At 67.6% G+C, this 14,363-nt stretch carries 16 protein-coding genes; 8 read left to right on the top strand and 8 right to left on the bottom strand.

Translation table 11 applies throughout. From position 1 onward, the window contains the following. Positions 1 to 240 precede the first annotated feature (240 nt). Positions 241 to 645: a hypothetical protein gene (locus B7R21_RS19740; RefSeq protein ID WP_147305889.1), complete on the bottom strand. Its 405-nt coding sequence runs from the start codon at positions 643 to 645 to the stop codon at positions 241 to 243. Positions 646 to 703: 58 nt separating this feature from the next. Between B7R21_RS19740 and B7R21_RS13385 the strand changes: the two genes are divergently transcribed. The 3 genes from B7R21_RS13385 (at position 704) to B7R21_RS13375 (ending at position 3,533) form a co-directional block, all read left to right on the top strand. Continuing rightward, entirely contained in the window at positions 704 to 1,909 is a 1,206-nt protein-coding gene (locus tag B7R21_RS13385) for a Fic family protein (RefSeq protein WP_116283756.1), read from the top strand. Between the two features lie 107 nt (positions 1,910 to 2,016). Further along, positions 2,017 to 2,241, top strand: coding sequence for a helix-turn-helix domain-containing protein (locus B7R21_RS13380; protein WP_116283755.1), 225 nt, complete (start codon positions 2,017 to 2,019; stop codon positions 2,239 to 2,241). Continuing rightward, positions 2,238 to 3,533, top strand: a complete 1,296-nt coding sequence (locus tag B7R21_RS13375) for a HipA domain-containing protein (protein WP_116283754.1) — start codon at positions 2,238 to 2,240, stop codon at positions 3,531 to 3,533. The genes B7R21_RS13380 and B7R21_RS13375 overlap by 4 nt, the downstream gene beginning before the upstream one ends. Here the strand turns inward: B7R21_RS13375 and B7R21_RS13370 are convergent. Further along, complete coding sequence (locus tag B7R21_RS13370; protein WP_116283753.1) at positions 3,520 to 4,080, bottom strand: ATP-binding protein; 561 nt, start codon at positions 4,078 to 4,080, stop codon at positions 3,520 to 3,522. The two genes, B7R21_RS13375 and B7R21_RS13370, sit on opposite strands and share 14 nt — an antisense overlap. A 47-nt stretch (positions 4,081 to 4,127) precedes the next feature. On the opposite strand from B7R21_RS13370, the gene B7R21_RS13365 reads away from it, so the two are divergent. Further along, positions 4,128 to 4,325 (top strand): hypothetical protein, encoded by a 198-nt coding sequence (locus B7R21_RS13365; RefSeq protein WP_116283752.1) that lies wholly within the window; start codon positions 4,128 to 4,130, stop codon positions 4,323 to 4,325. Between the two features lie 89 nt (positions 4,326 to 4,414). Here the strand turns inward: B7R21_RS13365 and B7R21_RS13360 are convergent, their stop codons facing one another. Next, positions 4,415 to 4,798, bottom strand: coding sequence for a DUF1304 domain-containing protein (locus B7R21_RS13360; protein ID WP_116283751.1), 384 nt, complete (start codon positions 4,796 to 4,798; stop codon positions 4,415 to 4,417). A gap of 98 nt (positions 4,799 to 4,896) precedes the next feature. Here B7R21_RS13360 and B7R21_RS13355 point away from each other — a divergent pair, with 98 nt between their 5' ends. The 3 genes from B7R21_RS13355 to B7R21_RS13345 all read left to right on the top strand — a co-directional run bounded on the left by B7R21_RS13355 (position 4,897) and on the right by B7R21_RS13345 (position 7,585). After that, entirely contained in the window at positions 4,897 to 5,154 is a 258-nt protein-coding gene (locus B7R21_RS13355) for a BatC protein (RefSeq protein WP_116283750.1), read from the top strand. A 114-nt stretch (positions 5,155 to 5,268) separates the two neighbouring features. After that, positions 5,269 to 6,507 (top strand): cupin domain-containing protein, encoded by a 1,239-nt coding sequence (locus tag B7R21_RS13350; protein ID WP_116283749.1) that lies wholly within the window; start codon positions 5,269 to 5,271, stop codon positions 6,505 to 6,507. A gap of 106 nt (positions 6,508 to 6,613) precedes the next feature. Further along, complete coding sequence (locus tag B7R21_RS13345) at positions 6,614 to 7,585, top strand: sucrase ferredoxin (RefSeq protein WP_216364235.1); 972 nt, start codon at positions 6,614 to 6,616, stop codon at positions 7,583 to 7,585. A 13-nt stretch (positions 7,586 to 7,598) separates the two neighbouring features. Here the strand turns inward: B7R21_RS13345 and B7R21_RS13340 are convergent, their stop codons facing one another. Continuing rightward, positions 7,599 to 8,618 carry an NUDIX domain-containing protein gene (locus tag B7R21_RS13340; protein WP_116283748.1) on the bottom strand — a complete coding sequence of 340 codons (1,020 nt, stop codon included), beginning with the start codon at positions 8,616 to 8,618 and terminating at the stop codon, positions 7,599 to 7,601. Positions 8,619 to 8,847: 229 nt separating this feature from the next. On the opposite strand from B7R21_RS13340, the gene B7R21_RS13335 reads away from it, so the two are divergent. Then, the gene (locus tag B7R21_RS13335) at positions 8,848 to 12,486 is read left to right on the top strand and encodes an AAA family ATPase (protein WP_116283747.1); all 3,639 of its coding nucleotides are present in this window, start codon (positions 8,848 to 8,850) and stop codon (positions 12,484 to 12,486) included. 128 nt (positions 12,487 to 12,614) lie between these two features. Here B7R21_RS13335 and B7R21_RS13330 read toward each other — a convergent pair whose 3' ends face one another. The 4 genes from B7R21_RS13330 to B7R21_RS13315 all read right to left on the bottom strand — a co-directional run bounded on the left by B7R21_RS13330 (position 12,615) and on the right by B7R21_RS13315 (position 14,314). Next, a complete protein-coding gene (locus B7R21_RS13330; RefSeq protein WP_147305888.1) occupies positions 12,615 to 12,848 on the bottom strand; it encodes a hypothetical protein in 234 nt (77 codons plus the stop codon). Next, positions 12,845 to 13,306: a large conductance mechanosensitive channel protein MscL gene (gene mscL / locus B7R21_RS13325; RefSeq protein ID WP_116283745.1), complete on the bottom strand. Its 462-nt coding sequence runs from the start codon at positions 13,304 to 13,306 to the stop codon at positions 12,845 to 12,847. The genes B7R21_RS13330 and mscL overlap by 4 nt, the downstream gene beginning before the upstream one ends. A gap of 25 nt (positions 13,307 to 13,331) precedes the next feature. Then, on the bottom strand, positions 13,332 to 13,673 hold the full coding sequence (locus B7R21_RS13320) for an FmdB family zinc ribbon protein (RefSeq protein ID WP_116283744.1): 342 nt from the start codon (positions 13,671 to 13,673) through the stop codon (positions 13,332 to 13,334). Between the two features lie 62 nt (positions 13,674 to 13,735). Further along, a complete protein-coding gene (locus B7R21_RS13315; protein ID WP_116283743.1) occupies positions 13,736 to 14,314 on the bottom strand; it encodes a 5-formyltetrahydrofolate cyclo-ligase in 579 nt (192 codons plus the stop codon). Between the last annotated feature and the right edge of the window lie 49 nt (positions 14,315 to 14,363).

Here is a 14,363-nt window from a genome sequence, read left to right as displayed (position 1 = left end):
AACCGCCGCCGACGCCAACGAGCGCTCGGAAAACTCACCCCCGTCGAGTTTGAGACAATTTACACAACCGCAAACGCGGCCTGAAAACCATCAACCCCCAGTGACAACCAAACTCTGGGCAGACCCGAAGGCCAAGAGAAAGAACCGGCTTCGAACTCTGAAGCCCGGCCCGCACCTGCGGATGAATCGAGCCCGACAGCTTCTGTTGACGAGCCATTCCACCGACAGGTCGGGTTCTCTTCATGCCAACGCAGTTTTCACCGTCTTCGGATCTCGCCCCATCTTTCGCCCGATCGCATTCAGCGAAAGCCCCTGACCGTGAAACTCTCGAGCCTGAGTCACCTCACTGCAATTGAGCGGTTGTTTCCCAACCTGCAAGCCTCGCCTCTTCAGGTGGAAGGCGATCGTAGAGCGATGAACTCCATGACGTTCTTGTAGCTCATAGACCGTCGCGCCATCTCGGTATTCATTGACGAGTTGATCGAGCAACTCGGGAGAGACACGTGTTTGAGACACGAAACCGGTCCGTTGCTCTAGAGGTTGCTTTACAAGCAAAGCGCTGAATTCTGCCGAATCCACGAGCCTCAGCAGTGAAATAACAGGGGTCACCGGGTTCTGAAGCGCCTCGCTTAGGGGCACCTTCACGACAACGTGGATCTGTCTTACCGATGGTTGTGGTTGTAACCATCGGTAAGATACGAGAATGATGACGGTAGATGGACCCGGGTGGCCTGCGGTCGGCTTCGAATCCGTCGAGTGGCACGCTTCGGTTGAACCGGGTGTGTCCCGGCGTGCCGCGCTGAAAGCCCGAGGGCCGTACGACGCGGCGATCCCCCCTCTGATCGCGGGCCTGCCCATTCCGCCGCTCGACTCCGAAACGGTGACTGCCGCCGAAGACGCTGTGCTCGAACTGGCCCGGTTCGACAGTGAGGTCGGGGCGATTGCGGCTCCGTTCTCCGTTATTCTCCTCAGGAGCGAGAGCGCTGCGAGTTCGGAGATCGAGAATCTGACAGCGTCTGCGAAGAACATCGCCCTGGCCGAGCTCGGCCGGAAGACCGGGGGCAACTCGCGCCTCATCGTCGGCAACGTGCGCGCCATGGAGGCAGCGATCGAGATGGCCGAAGAGCTCGATGTCGCGACCATCATCAGCATGCAGTCGGCGCTTCTGCGAAACGACCAGCCTGAACACACGGGCGCGTGGCGCGATCAGGCCGTCTGGATCGGCGGGGGGTACGCGAACAGTCCGCATTCCGCGTCGTTCGTTCCGCCCCGGCACGAACGCCTGGCTGAACTCATGGACGACCTGGTTGCGTTCGCTCGGAGAACAGACCTGCCTGCGATGGCCCAGATCGCGATCACGCACGCACAGTTCGAGACCATTCATCCCTTCCCGGATGGCAACGGGAGAACAGGGCGAGCGCTGATCCAGGCCATGTTGAACAGGCTGGGCGTGACGCGGCAGGTCACCGTGCCCGTCTCAGCGGGACTACTGCGCGACACATCCGCGTATTTCGCAGCGCTCACCGACTATCGCGCAGGACAGGTCGTGCCGATCATGCGTGCTGTCACCGATGCCTCGCTGGAGGCTGTGGTGAACGGGCGGAGACTCGTCGCCGATCTCACCGCGATTCGTGCGCGCTGGGAGCGGGATGCCACCCCTCGAGCGGGGAGTGCGGGCCGCCGGCTGCTCGATTTTCTGCAGCAACAGCCCGTCGTCGACGCACATGCGGTCGGAACTGCCCTCGGGGTCAGCGAGCGGAATGCACAGAACGGTATCGACCGGCTGGTCGGTGATGGCGTCCTGCACCAGATCGGATCCGCCTCGCGGATGCGCGCGTACGAGTCGCGCGAGGTGCTCTTCGCCCTTGACGCGTTCGCGGCGCGGGCGAAGCGACGAGGCCGACCCTGACGGGTGGCGAACGTCTGTGGGGTCATCGGGTGTGCGTACGGCGACATCTGATAATGTGTGCGTACGGCGATAAATCGAATTGACGCCGTACGGCGACAGGAGTTCGGATGAGAACCGTTCGGGAGGCCGCAGCCGTGGTGCGCGAGCTGCGCGAACAGCAGCGCCTGACGCAACAGCAGCTTGCCGGTCGGGCCGGAGTGTCCCGGTCGTTCATCGCGGACCTTGAAGGCGGCAAGCCCACTGTCGAGGCGGGCAAGTTGATGGATGTGTTCCAGGCGCTCGGATTTGAGATGTCGCTCCGGGTCGAGTCATCCGGCGAGGTGCGCTGGTGACGGTGCTGGACCTCTACCTCGATGGAGCGCTGTGCGGTTCGATCGAACAGGCAGGGGGAGGCAACCTCCTCTTCCACTATGACGCCGGCTACCGGGTTAGGCCCCACCCGACGCCGCTCTCGTTGTCGATGCCCCTTGCGGCGGGAGTTCACAAAAAGCGCACCGTACTTCCCTTCCTTCAAGGACTCCTGCCGGACAACGACGAGGCGCTTGGGGCGATGGCCAGACGGTTCGGTGTCTCAGCCCGAAGCCCGTTTGCCCTGCTCGAGCATGTCGGCTCTGACGTTGCGGGCGCGGTCGAGATCGTCGGTGCGGGAATCGATGCAAGTGACGCCGATCAAGGGGGTAGCCGGGTGCGACCTGTTGACCGTGCAGAGATCGGCCTGATGCTCTCCCATGTGGTGTCTGAATACACCGACGGCGTACCGTACGACGATCCGGCCGGCCGATTCAGCCTCGCGGGAGCCCAGCCCAAGATCGCCTTGCATCGCTTCGGCGACGGCAGTTGGGGTGTTCCCGAGGATTCGACGCCGACCACGCACATCCTGAAACCTGCGGTCGGGCAGATCCGAAGACTCGACGTCGTCGAACAGCTGACCATGCACGCTGCAGCGTACCTGGGACTGGATGTCGCGGAGACTGAGCTCGAAACCATTGCTGGGTGGGACGTTTTCGTGACGCGCCGTTACGACCGCGCGTATCGGGATGGTGTCTGGCGGCGCCTTCACCAGGAGGATCTCTGCCAGGCGTTGGCAGTCACGCCGGCGAAGAAGTACCAGCACCGTGACGGGGGACCCGGTCTCTCCGAGATCGCCAAGCTGCTTCGCTCGTTGCCCTTCGAAGCGGATCGGCGAGCTGCGGGTCAGGCTTTCTACCGCGCATTCGTCTTCAACGTCGTGGCCGGCTGTACGGATGCTCATGCCAAGAACTACTCGCTGATGCTCGAGGGAGCATTCGTTCGCCTCGCGCCGCTGTATGACCTAGCGACGTACGCGCCCTACTGGAATGGTGTGTCGCCCCTGAACAGTGCGATGAGTGTCGGCGGGGAGTATCGATTCGATCGGATAGGCGGGCAGAATCTGGCGGCGGCAGGTAGACAGTTCGGGGTATCGCCGGAGGATGCCCGGGACATTGTGGAGGCAACCCGCGAGGGTGTAGTTGAGGGTTTCGAGTACGCGATCGCGCACCTCGCGGCAGTCGGACCCGAAGTCATGCTCGCTGTCGATGACCTGATGCGGGGGCTGCGCCGGCTGCCGCTGGTGCCCGCAGCGGGAGGCCTCAGGGCTCGGTGAAGACGACGTCGGCGAGGGAGCGCGGGTTCTCGCGGGCGAGGAAGGCGCGCTCCTGGGTTGCCCAGCGCTCCCAGTGCGGTGCGTAGGTGTCGCCGTCGCGGGCGAGGGCACGCTCCTTGCGGGTCGCGTCGTCGAGCTCGACCCAGATGCGAAGCGTGGCGAGTGAGGCGTTCGCTCGGCTCAGACTGCCTGCTCCCTCGACGATGAGCGGCACGGTGGGATCCACCGGCGTCCATTCCGTGCTGAGTCCCGAGATCCAGTCATGGCGCTGCCAGCGAGGCTCGGCTGCGGCGAGGATGTGATCGTGAACGTGAGTGGTGGCGGCGTCGAGCCCGTCCCATCCGGGATAGATATCGTCGAGACGCACGAGGGTGACGGGGCCGGGCCATCGGGCGGCGAGGGCCGTCGCCAGCTCCGACTTACCCGATCCGGAGCGGCCGTCGATCAACACGACGGGGACCCGGAACACGGTGGACGCAGAGGCCGTGAAGAGTCCCGGACGCGAAAGCAGTGCATCCGCCCTCTCTTCCGCCACCTTTACAGTCATATGAGCAAAGATTACCCGACTAGCCGATCTTCATGAATAATGGCTGGGTGCCATCGACGACTCGTAGAACGACCCGCAGATCCCGCTCCTCGGGGCGCCAGAGCCGCCCCGACTTCTCCCGCCCCGAACTCACCACACCGTGGCAGAAGTTCACCCGCAACACCGCTGTGCGAGTCATCGCCGCGCTGGCGCTGGTCGGCGGCACCGGCACGCTGACCTGGATCGCGGTCAGCACCACTCTGTAGAGAGAGCGCATGCCCGGACGATAGTGATTCACCGGGCTCTTCGCAAGGCTGAACGGGCGACCCGTGGGCTCTCGACCGGCGGGCCGGGCTCAGCCGGCCAGGAGAAGGAAGACCAGGCCGAGTAGCGCTGGCGTGCCCTGAAGCAGAGCGGAGCGGAGCCGGTCCCGGCCCGTCGAGAGCAGAACCACGGCCGCGAGCAGGATCGAGGCCATCGTGAAGACGGCAAGCGTGAATCCCGCCTCGTGCGCGGGCGTGTAGAGCAGCACCACTCCGAGCGCGGCACCGATCGCGAGGAAAAGGTTGTAGAAGCCCTGGTTGTACGCGAGCGGCGCGGTTGTGTCGGCGTCTGTTTGGGATGCGAGACCGAAACGTTTCCAGACGCGCGGCTGGCGCCACTGGATGCTTTCCATCACGAAGATGTAGACGTGAAGGAGCGCCGTGATGCCGACGAAGACAGACGCAAGGATACTCATCTCGCCAGTCTAGGCAAGCACTTCTCGGTGTCGGATGATCGGCGTAGGCTGAAGCCGCTTCCGGCAAAGACCGCCGGGCGGTACCGAGAGGATGACCTATGGCTATCGACGACGACGACATCACCACCGAACAGGGAGCGGGCGGAGAGGGTCCCGCGGATGGCGGCGCAAACCCGAACGGGCACGATGGCGGAGCCGATGGTTCTGCCGACGCAGGAGAAGGTCCAGCTGACGGGGGCGCGAACCCCGGTGGCCACGACGGCGGAGCCGATGGCTCAGCCGATGAAGGGGAGGGTACCGCCGATGGCGGAGCCAACCCCGGTGGCCACGACGGCGGAGCCGACGGCTCGGCATAGTGCCTGACTTCGAGCGCGGGCCGGGGAACTGGTCCGCGCTCTCTCACGTCTGAACGAGCGATCCGTTCCCGGGCGGGCAGGTGCAGCCAGCCCCGTGTCACACAGGAGAGACCGATGGATGAACGCCCCGCCCTGGCCCGGATGGTCGGCGATGAGGCTCCGCAGTTCGCCGGGGAGTACTGGGCGAGAAAGCCCCTCCTGAACGAGGCCGGTTCGGGAGAAAAGCATCGTTTCGACGACCTGTTCACCGCCGCCGCGGTCGACGAGCTCGTGTCGGAGCGCGGACTCCGCACGCCCTTCATGCGCATGGCGACCGAAGGCTCGGTGCTTGCGCCGAAGTCCTTCACGGCCCCCGGTGGTTTCGGCGCCGAGGTCGGTGACCAGGTGTCGAGCGAGAAGGTGTTGGCTGAGTTCGCCGCCGGCGCGACGATCGTGTTGCAGGGGCTGCACCGCACGTGGCCGGCCCTGGTCGACTTCACGCGCGCGCTCACCGACGACCTCGGGCATCCGGCGCAGGTCAACGCCTACATCACCCCGGCCTCGAACCGGGGATTCGATCCCCACTACGACGTACATGACGTGTTCGTGCTGCAGATCAGCGGGGAGAAACACTGGCGCATCCACGAGCCGGTGCATGTCGCGCCCCTTCGTGACCAGCCGTGGAGCGATCACCGCGAGGCCATCGCATTGCGGGCCTCCGGAGCCGCGTACATCGACCATGTGCTCCGGCCCGGTGACGCGCTCTACCTCCCGCGTGGCTGGATCCATTCGGCCGAGGCCCTCGGCGGAACGACGGTGCACCTGACGATCGGCGTGGCGGCGTACACGCGCGCCGACGTCGCAACCGCGCTGCTCTCGGTCATCGGCGAGACGGAAGCGCTCCGCGCGTCGCTGCCCCTCGGGCTCGACTTCGGTGATGCCGCCGAGCTCGGCCCGATCGTCGAACAGGTACTGGGATCGCTTCAGGCTGCGCTGGCGGTTCCGGATGATCGCGCGGCGGCAGAACGACAGGTCGACGCCGTGGCGGCGGCGCTCTCGAGGCGTCTCGCTGCGGACACCCGGCCCGAGTCGGTGTCGCCGCTCAGAACGGTCGAGGCGCTGGCGACTCTCGGCCCCGACACCGTTGTGCGCCTGAGGCGCTCGCTGCGAGCCCGCATCGAGGTCGCCGGTGAGAACGTGCGGATCGTCGCCGGGCCGAAGACGCTCTCGCTCCCCATTGAGGCGAAGCCGGCGCTGGAGCGCCTGCTCACGGGGGAACCGGTTGTCGTCTCGGATCTCCCCGGGCTCGATGCCGGATCGGCGGTCGTGGTTGTGCGCCGGCTGCTCCGTGAGGGAGTCGCGGTGCCGGCGTGAGCCGTCGCGGAGTGCGGGACGTTCGGGAGGAGCTGCAGGTTCGGCACCCTCGGCGAGTGCGGCGAGTGCGGCGGATGCGGTGTCGAACCCGTGACGGACGAGGGCTGTGACGCCGGGTCTGGAGGTCCCGCTCTCGTCGACTCGTGAACTCGGGGCCGGACTTCCCGAGTGGCGACCGTGCAGCGACCGGTCGCGTGAGCGGCAGGATCCGCTCTGGGCGACAGGCTCCCGTGGGCTGCAGTGGTTCCTCGTCGAGATCGAGGGCGCGTGGGGCGCGAACGCCTTCACCTCCTCTGCCCTCGGGCGCATCCTCGGCCAGCAGCTCGTGTCGCGCATCGAGGCGGCAGGTCTTCGGCCGCTCGCGATCCGGCAAACGGGGCGACGGGATCCCGGAGCGCCGACCCGCTGGCGCTGGGCGTTCGTCGATTCCCGGCCCGGCTTCGAGGAGGTGCGGTGGGGGGAGGTGGATGCTCCGCAGGAGCTGCTCGATGTTCCGCTCGACGGGTCGTCGGGCATCCACTCGGCGGAGCCGATCTACGCGGTGTGCACGCACGCGAAACACGACCGGTGCTGCGCCGTGCGCGGGAGGCCGGTCGTGGGGGCCCTCGCGGCGACGTTCCCCGACGAGACCTGGGAGTGCTCGCACCTCGGCGGGGACCGGTTCGCCGGCACGATGGCGATCTTCCCCGAGGGTCTCTACTACGGGCGGGTCGACGATGCGTATGCGGTGCGGGTGGTGGAGCTCGCGAGGGAGGGCCGGGTCGAGGAGCGATTCTTCCGCGGCCGCAGTTCTCTGACGCACCCGGTGCAGGCCGCGCAGCACTTTGCGCGGGTGCAGTCCGGGATCGACCGGCTCGGGGCGTTTGCGCCCCTCGCCGAGCGCCCGGGTGCGGTGGATGGCGTCACGGTCGTGACGCTCGCGATGGTGGCGCCCGGCGCCGATGAGGTGGACGCCCCGGATGCCCGGATCGAGGTGACCGTCGCAGAGAAGCTCTCGCAGCCGCTGCTGAGCACGTGCGGTACGACACGCTTCGGGCGGGTGCGTGAATACACGCTCGTGTCGCTGACGGGCACGTGACCCGCGGCACGACTCAGGTTTCGTCGAGCAGGGCGAGCAGCCAGCCGGGGCCGAGCACGCTCGCGCCGAGCGCGGTCACGCGCGCGCCGAGTTCGCGATCGGCCGTCACGACGAGGATGCGCGCAGCGGCTCTGACGGCGGCCGCGGCTGAGACGGCATCGACGATTGCCTGGTCGCCGTCGTGCTCAGCGGGCAGGAGTCGGATGCTCGCCGCGATGTCGGCCGCCACCGTGCCGTCGGGAGATCGCGGGGCTCCGGGCCCCGGGGCCCCGCGATCGTCGAGTCGTGCGGCGCGGGCCTGGCCCTCGGTGACGAGAACCGTGTCGGGCCACCAGTGGGTGCCAGCGAGGCCGTCGTCTTCGACACCAGCGCCGCCGCCGAGCCCCAGCGCCGCGGCGCTGAGCCCCCGCCGCGCAAGCAGCGACAGGCGGCCGGCCAGGCGCTCCGTGGCGCCCACCCGGTCTTTCCACCAGCCGTCGGGGCGGGATCCCACCACATTGGCCGAGTCCACGATGAGAACGGTGCGGCGCTCGAGCTCGGCCTGCAACACTGGCCAGCTCGCCTCGAAACCGGGGTGGAGCGGCAGGGAGGCGACTTCGGCAACGGGAACCCAGCGCACCTCGATGCTCTCGGCGTCGGTGACGGCAGCCTCGAACGGGGTCGTGACGTCGACGACGACGGTGGTGTAGCTCCAGAATCCGAGGTCGAGGGTCGACGTCATCCGGATGCGGAGGGCACCCGCGTCGATGCCGGCCTCCTCGGTGGCTTCGCGCACCGCGCCCTGAACGGCCGTCTCGCCCTCGTGGCGGGCGCCGCCCGGCAGGCCCCACGTTCCGCCGAAGTGGCTCCAGTTGGCACGGTGCTGCAGCAGGATGCCGCGGCCCGGGTCATGCGCGAGCAGGCCCGCGGCGCCGAACCGGCCCCAGAACCTCCGGCCCGTGCCGTCTTCGACCCATCCGTCGCCACTGCTCGGAGCAGGGGGGAGCCGGGGCGGTACGAACGAGTGTGGCGAGGGCGGCCCCTGCTCTGTCATGACCCAATTTTGTCACGCCCACGGCGGCGCCCCGCACAAGACGACACGCAGACCTCGCGAAACTCTGGCCCGCCTCCCGGGAATACGGGCGTGTCGCGCATAAGGTGCTTGTGTGTGGCGTGCCGATAAGAAACGAGAATCAGACCCTCAAGAGTCTGGCACCGACGAAGCGACGTCGGCGTGGAGTCGCCGCGCCGACTCCGGAGCCCCCGGCAGAGGTGAGACGGCGATGAAGACTGGTTCGATCATCTCGACCGACGACCTGGTCGAACCGACCCGCGAGGCGTGGCGTGAGCAGCTCGCCGCGGTCGGTGGCGCCAGCCCGCTCATCCACTTCGACGACTCACCGCGTTCGCGGGTCGACCTCACGTCGACGCACCCGAGTGGCCTCGCCCAGTTCATCACCGGCAATGCGACGCTGCTGTCGAGCCTGATTCGCGACGAGCTTGCCCTCCGCAGCGCCCGCATCGCCGCCGGTGCCATCACCGACAAGGGAGTGGAGCTCCGGGCCGTGCGCGGCATCGACTCCGTGCACCTCGCCATCGGTCTCGCCCAGTGGAAGCTCGACGAAGAGGAGTTCACCGCCCCGCTCCTGCTCCGCCCGCTGTCGGTGCGCCGCTACGGCCGCGACTTCGAGTTCACTCTCCGAGGTGCCCCCTTCGTGAACCCCGAACTCGCCCGGGCCCTTCGCGACCAGTTCCAGATCACGCTCGACGCCGACACGGTCGTGGCTCTCGCTGCGACCAACGGAGTGTTCAAGCCGCAACCGGTCATCGACCACCTGCGGGGCATCACTTCGCACCTGCCCTGGTTCAGTGTGCAGCCCCGGCTCGTGGTGTCGTCGTTCGCCGATGTCGCCACCTCGATGGTCTCGGATGCCCGGCAGCTCGATCATCCGGTGCTCGACGCCGTGGCGGGGAGCCTCACGGCCCGTCGCGCGGTGCAGGCGTCGTACCACCCTGTGGAACCGAGCCCGCAGGATTCGCGCACACCCTCGACCGACACCCTCCTCCTCGACGCGGATGCCGAGCAGGAGAACGTGGTCGCGCAGATCTCGGAGGGCAACTCCCTCGTCGTCAAGACGCTTCCGGGCACCGGTGGAACGCAGACCATCGTCAACGCGGTCGGGGCGCTCGTCGCCCAGAACAAGCGTGTGCTCATCGTGAGTCCTCGCCGCCTCAGCCTCCGTGGCATCGCCCGGCGCCTCAACGATGTCGGCCTGCCCGGGGCCGCCGTGTCTCCGCGCACGCTCCGGCGCGACCTGATCCAGTCGATCAGCCGCAACGAGAAGGCCATGCAGCCGCATGTCTCCGACGTCGACGAGGCTCTCGTGCGGCTCCGCCATGTGCTGCTCGACTACCGCCAGTCGCTCTCCCGCGTCGACCCCCTGCTGAAGGTCTCGGTTCTGGATGCCCTGCGGGAGCTCGCACGCCTGTCTCTGCTGCCCCAGCCGCCGGCCACCACCGCACGCCTCGACCGCCCGTCGCTCGAGGCGCTCGCCTCGGGGCGCGGCAGGGCGGCGAAGACGCTGATCAAGGCGGCGGCGCTCGGTGAGTTTCGTTACGGCCCCGGCGACTCGCCCTGGTACGGGGCGACCTTCGACACCGCCGAGGACGCAGCAGAGGTGCACGCGACCGCGAAGCGCGTCCACCGCGTCGACCTGCCGAACCTGCTCACGCGTGCCTACGATCTCGTCGGGCAGACGCACATGCGCCAGTTCCAGACGATCTCGGAGCTCGGGTCGTACCTCCGGTTGCTGCTCGACCTGCGGGAGACCCTCGACAAGTTCCTTCCCGTGGTGTTCGACCGCTCGCTCACCGACATCATCGCGGCCACGGGTCCGCGCCGTGATTCGGCGCAGATGACCGGCACCTCGCGTCGGCGCCTCCGGAGCCTGGCGAAGGAGTACGTGCGCCCCGGGGTGCACATCAGCGACATCAACGCCTCGCTCCGCCGCATCCAGCAGCAGCGCACCCTCTGGCACCGTTTCGCCGCCGCGGGAATCCCGCCGGAGGTGCCGACCGGGCTCGACGACGTGCAGGTCGCCTTCCAGCGCGTGAACGAGGATCTGGCGAGGCTGGATGTGCCGCTCGGCCTCTCGGGAACCGCCCGCCAGCTGACGGAACGGCCGGTCAGTGAACTCATCCCGCTGCTCGACGGGCTCGCTGCCGACTCCGAGGTTCTCGCGAACCTGCAGGAGCGCACGGCCCTCCTCGACACGCTGCGGGAGCTCGCCCTCGACCCTCTGCTGACCGACCTCTCCCAGCGCCACATCCCCGAGGATGCCGTGGCCGACGAACTCGAGCTGGCCTGGTGGCAGAGCGTGCTCGAACTGATGCTCGCGAACGACCGGGCCCTGCTCGGCGCCAACACGGGCATCCTCGACCGGCTCGAATCGGACTTCGTGCTCGTCGACGAGGCGCATGCGTCAGTGAGTGGGCAGATCCTCTCCTGGCAGCTGTCGGAGACGTGGAGCGTCGGATTGGTCGACCACGCCGACGAGGCCACCGCGCTCAAGGCGCTGCTGCGCGGCGACCGCGTGACGTCTGCCACACTGCAGCGGGCCGCCCCCTACCTCAGCCGCGTGCTCGCTCCGGTGTGGCTCGCGTCGCCCTACGAGGTGAGTGAGATCACCGACGAGATCGTGTTCGACGCCGTCATCCTGGTGGACGCCGGCGCAACGACGCTCGCCGAGAACGCGGGCGCGATCCGCCGCGCCAAGCAGGTCGTCGCGTTCGGAGACCCTGTCACGCAGACGCCGTCGCACTTCGAGATCGCCGTGGCCGCCGTGGTGCAGCCTGCTCCGCGGGGCGCCGTGGTCGACACGGAGACGGTCGAGCAGCTGGCCGGCGAGTCGGCGATGGCCCGCCTCGCCGAGATCGTGCCGACACTGTCGCTCACCCGCAGCTACCGCGCGGGCGGCGAAGATCTCGCCGAGCTCGTGAACCACCGCTTCTACAACGGCAAGATCGACTCGCTCCCCTGGGCGGGAACGTTCCTCGGACACGGCAGCCTGACGCTGCACTACCTCGAGGGTGCGGGCGGGATGCCCGACAGCGAGACCGGTGCCGTCGAGAGTGTCGACGCCGAAGTCGAACGCGTCGTCTGGCTTGTCATGGACCACGCCCAGAAGTACCCGCGCGAGTCGCTCATGGTCATCACGGCCAGCGCCAAGCACGCGGTGCGGCTGCAGCAGGCTGTGCTCGGGGCCTTTGCGAAGCGCAGCGACCTGAGTGACTTCATCCTGAAGGACCGCGCTGAGCCGTTCATGGTGGCGACGCTCGAGCAGTCGGTGGCGCAGAGCCGCGACCGGGTCATCTTCTCGGTCGGCTACGGGCGCACCCCGCACGGCCGTGTGCTGTCGAACTTCGGGCCGCTGGGCAAGCCGGGTGGCGAGCGGTTGCTCGCCGTCGGCATGACGCGGGCCCGCCGCTCGATGGACATCGTGAGCTGCTTCAAGCCGACCGACATCGACGAGGAGCGGATGACGTACGGAGTCGTGTCGCTTCGGCAGATCCTCACCGAGGCAGAGAACGGGCCCTCGCCCGACACCTTCTCGAGCCCCGGGGATGCCCTGCTCATCGACCTCGCCCGGCGCCTCGGCTCCCGGGGCCTCGAGGTCGCGTTCGAGCACCGTGGCAAGCTCACCCTGGTGGCCTCGTACGAGGGTCGTGCGATCGTCGTCGAGACAGACGCGGTGGTGCACTCGATGAGTCTTCGCGAATCGCTCCGCCTCCGCCCCGACATGCTGAAGCGTCTCGGCTGGCACTACCTGCGGGTGCACAGCTTCGAACTGTTCACCGACCCTGAGGCCGTGGCGACGCGCATCGCGTCGGTCATCGGCGTGCGGCAGCTGACCGCGGTCTGACTCCGCTCGAGCGTCGTGCGGACTCCGCCCGTGGAAGAGGATGAGGACGCCCTGGAGGTCGTAGGCGCGCTACCGGGGCCCGCATCCTCCCTTACGTAGGGGCGGAGATGACAGAGCGGCGGGGCGCGTCAGTAGTGCGGCGGCACGTCGGCGCGGAGGCGCGATTCGTTGTCGTCGGGGGCGTCGCCCCAGGCGGCGGGCGTGTCCTCGTCGGCGACGGGTGCGCGGAGGCCGGGCTGCCGGGCAGCAGAGGCCTGCGGCTCTGCGTCCGAACCGGGAGCAGGCGCGGTGCTGACACGGCGCCGCCCCACCCGTTTCACGGGCAGGGCGGCGGCGCGGTCATCCGGTGGGCTGTGGGTCACTCGTTGGGGAACGGCGGGCCCGCGGGGGTCTGGCTGGCCGACGTGGCGCCGAGGTAGCGCTGGGCGGCGAGCAGGTCGCGGATCTCGGCGAGCAGTTCGGCCTCGGTGGGGGGAGTGGCGGCGGCCGCTTCGGTGGGCGGGCTCTGCTGTCCCTTGAAGAACGCGACCTTCTTGAGGTGGTTGATCGGCAGCACGAAGACGAAGTACACCACGAGAGCGATGATCAGGAACTGGATGATCGCACCGATCACCAGTCCGAACTTCACGTCGGAGCCGTTCACCGTCACGATCAGAGCGTCGTCCATAGAGCCGGACGTGAAGATCGCGGCGATCAGCGGGTTGAAGATTCCTGTGACGATCGCTGTCACGACGGCGGTGAACGCCGCCCCGATGACGACGGCGACTGCGAGGTCGATGACGTTTCCGCGGAGGATGAACTCCCTGAAACCCTTGAACATGTGTGCTCCTGTCTTGATCTGGTTGTCAGGCGGCCGCGCCGGGAGCGCTGGCCGGCTTGGACGGGGCCGATGCCGGCTTGCTGTCCGACGAGAACGAGGACGACGACGACGACGACGAGTCCGAGGACGAGGATGACGAACCGCCGCCCTCGCCCGACGACTTCTTCGGGCCGTCGGTCGACGTCTTCGTCGCCCTCGAGTCATTGCGGTAGAAACCCGATCCGTTGAACGTGACGCCCACAGCGCCGAAGACCTTGCGGAGCTTGCCGCCGCACACGGGGCAGACCGTCAGGGAATCGTCGGTGAACGCCTGCTGGATGTCGAACGCGTTGTCGCATTCGGTGCAGCGGTAGGAATAGGTAGGCAAGAAGTGCTCCAGGTGCTCTGTGGTTCGTGCGGGGTGTTGCCAGGAAGTCAGGAAGTCAGAAGTCAGAAGGTCAGGATGCGGGTCGGGGTGACGACGCCGTCGACGGGCTGGTCGTGCACCTCACGCGGAACCGAGTCCATCAGTTCGTCATCGTAGATCACAGCGTAGACGGGCGGGCATTTCTGCATGGAACCGAGAGTCTTGTCGAAGTACCCGCGCCCCCAGCCGAGGCGCATGCCCGTGCTGTCGACAGCGGCAGCCGGGATGATGATGAGGTCGACATCGTTGATCGCGATCGGCCCGAGCAGTTCCCCGACGGGCTCCGGCATGCCGAACAGGCCCACAGCCTCGGTCTGGCCGTCGCCCTGCGCCCAGTCGAGCAACCCGTCTTCACGGGTGATCGGGAAGAGCGTGCGCACCCCGTTCGCGAACGCCCAGTTGAGGTAGGGGCGGGTGTTCGGCTCAGTGGGAGCCGAGAGGTAGCAGGCGACCAGTTTTGCGCCGTGCTCTGTCGTCAGGGCCATGAGGTTCTGGGTGAACGCGTCGGTCGCAGCGCCCCGTTCCGTGGAGGTGCGGTTGCGCCGTCGTTCACGGAGCTCCGCGCGCAGGGCGCGTTTGACATTGCTCGTTTGCGACAGCATGTAATGATTTTAGGTGGTGTCACATGACGCCGGTGTTTCAGAACTCCAC

Source organism: Subtercola boreus (assembly GCF_003399625.1).
Classification (GTDB): domain Bacteria; phylum Actinomycetota; class Actinomycetes; order Actinomycetales; family Microbacteriaceae; genus Subtercola; species Subtercola boreus_C.
The sequence above is the reverse complement of the archived record's forward strand: the minus strand, read 5'-3'. Positions and strand labels throughout refer to the sequence as shown.

Coding starts and splice junctions, on each gene's coding strand:
- B7R21_RS13370 (WP_116283753.1), bottom strand. CDS start 4,080: ATGACTGTAAAGGTGGCGGAAGAGAGGGCGGATGCACTGCTTTCGCGT.
- B7R21_RS13340 (WP_116283748.1), bottom strand. CDS start 8,618: ATGACAGAGCAGGGGCCGCCCTCGCCACACTCGTTCGTACCGCCCCGG.
- B7R21_RS13350 (WP_116283749.1), top strand. CDS start 5,269: ATGGATGAACGCCCCGCCCTGGCCCGGATGGTCGGCGATGAGGCTCCG.
- B7R21_RS13355 (WP_116283750.1), top strand. CDS start 4,897: ATGGCTATCGACGACGACGACATCACCACCGAACAGGGAGCGGGCGGA.
- B7R21_RS13385 (WP_116283756.1), top strand. CDS start 704: ATGATGACGGTAGATGGACCCGGGTGGCCTGCGGTCGGCTTCGAATCC.
- B7R21_RS13335 (WP_116283747.1), top strand. CDS start 8,848: ATGAAGACTGGTTCGATCATCTCGACCGACGACCTGGTCGAACCGACC.
- B7R21_RS13380 (WP_116283755.1), top strand. CDS start 2,017: ATGAGAACCGTTCGGGAGGCCGCAGCCGTGGTGCGCGAGCTGCGCGAA.
- mscL (WP_116283745.1), bottom strand. CDS start 13,306: ATGTTCAAGGGTTTCAGGGAGTTCATCCTCCGCGGAAACGTCATCGAC.
- B7R21_RS13360 (WP_116283751.1), bottom strand. CDS start 4,798: ATGAGTATCCTTGCGTCTGTCTTCGTCGGCATCACGGCGCTCCTTCAC.
- B7R21_RS13315 (WP_116283743.1), bottom strand. CDS start 14,314: ATGCTGTCGCAAACGAGCAATGTCAAACGCGCCCTGCGCGCGGAGCTC.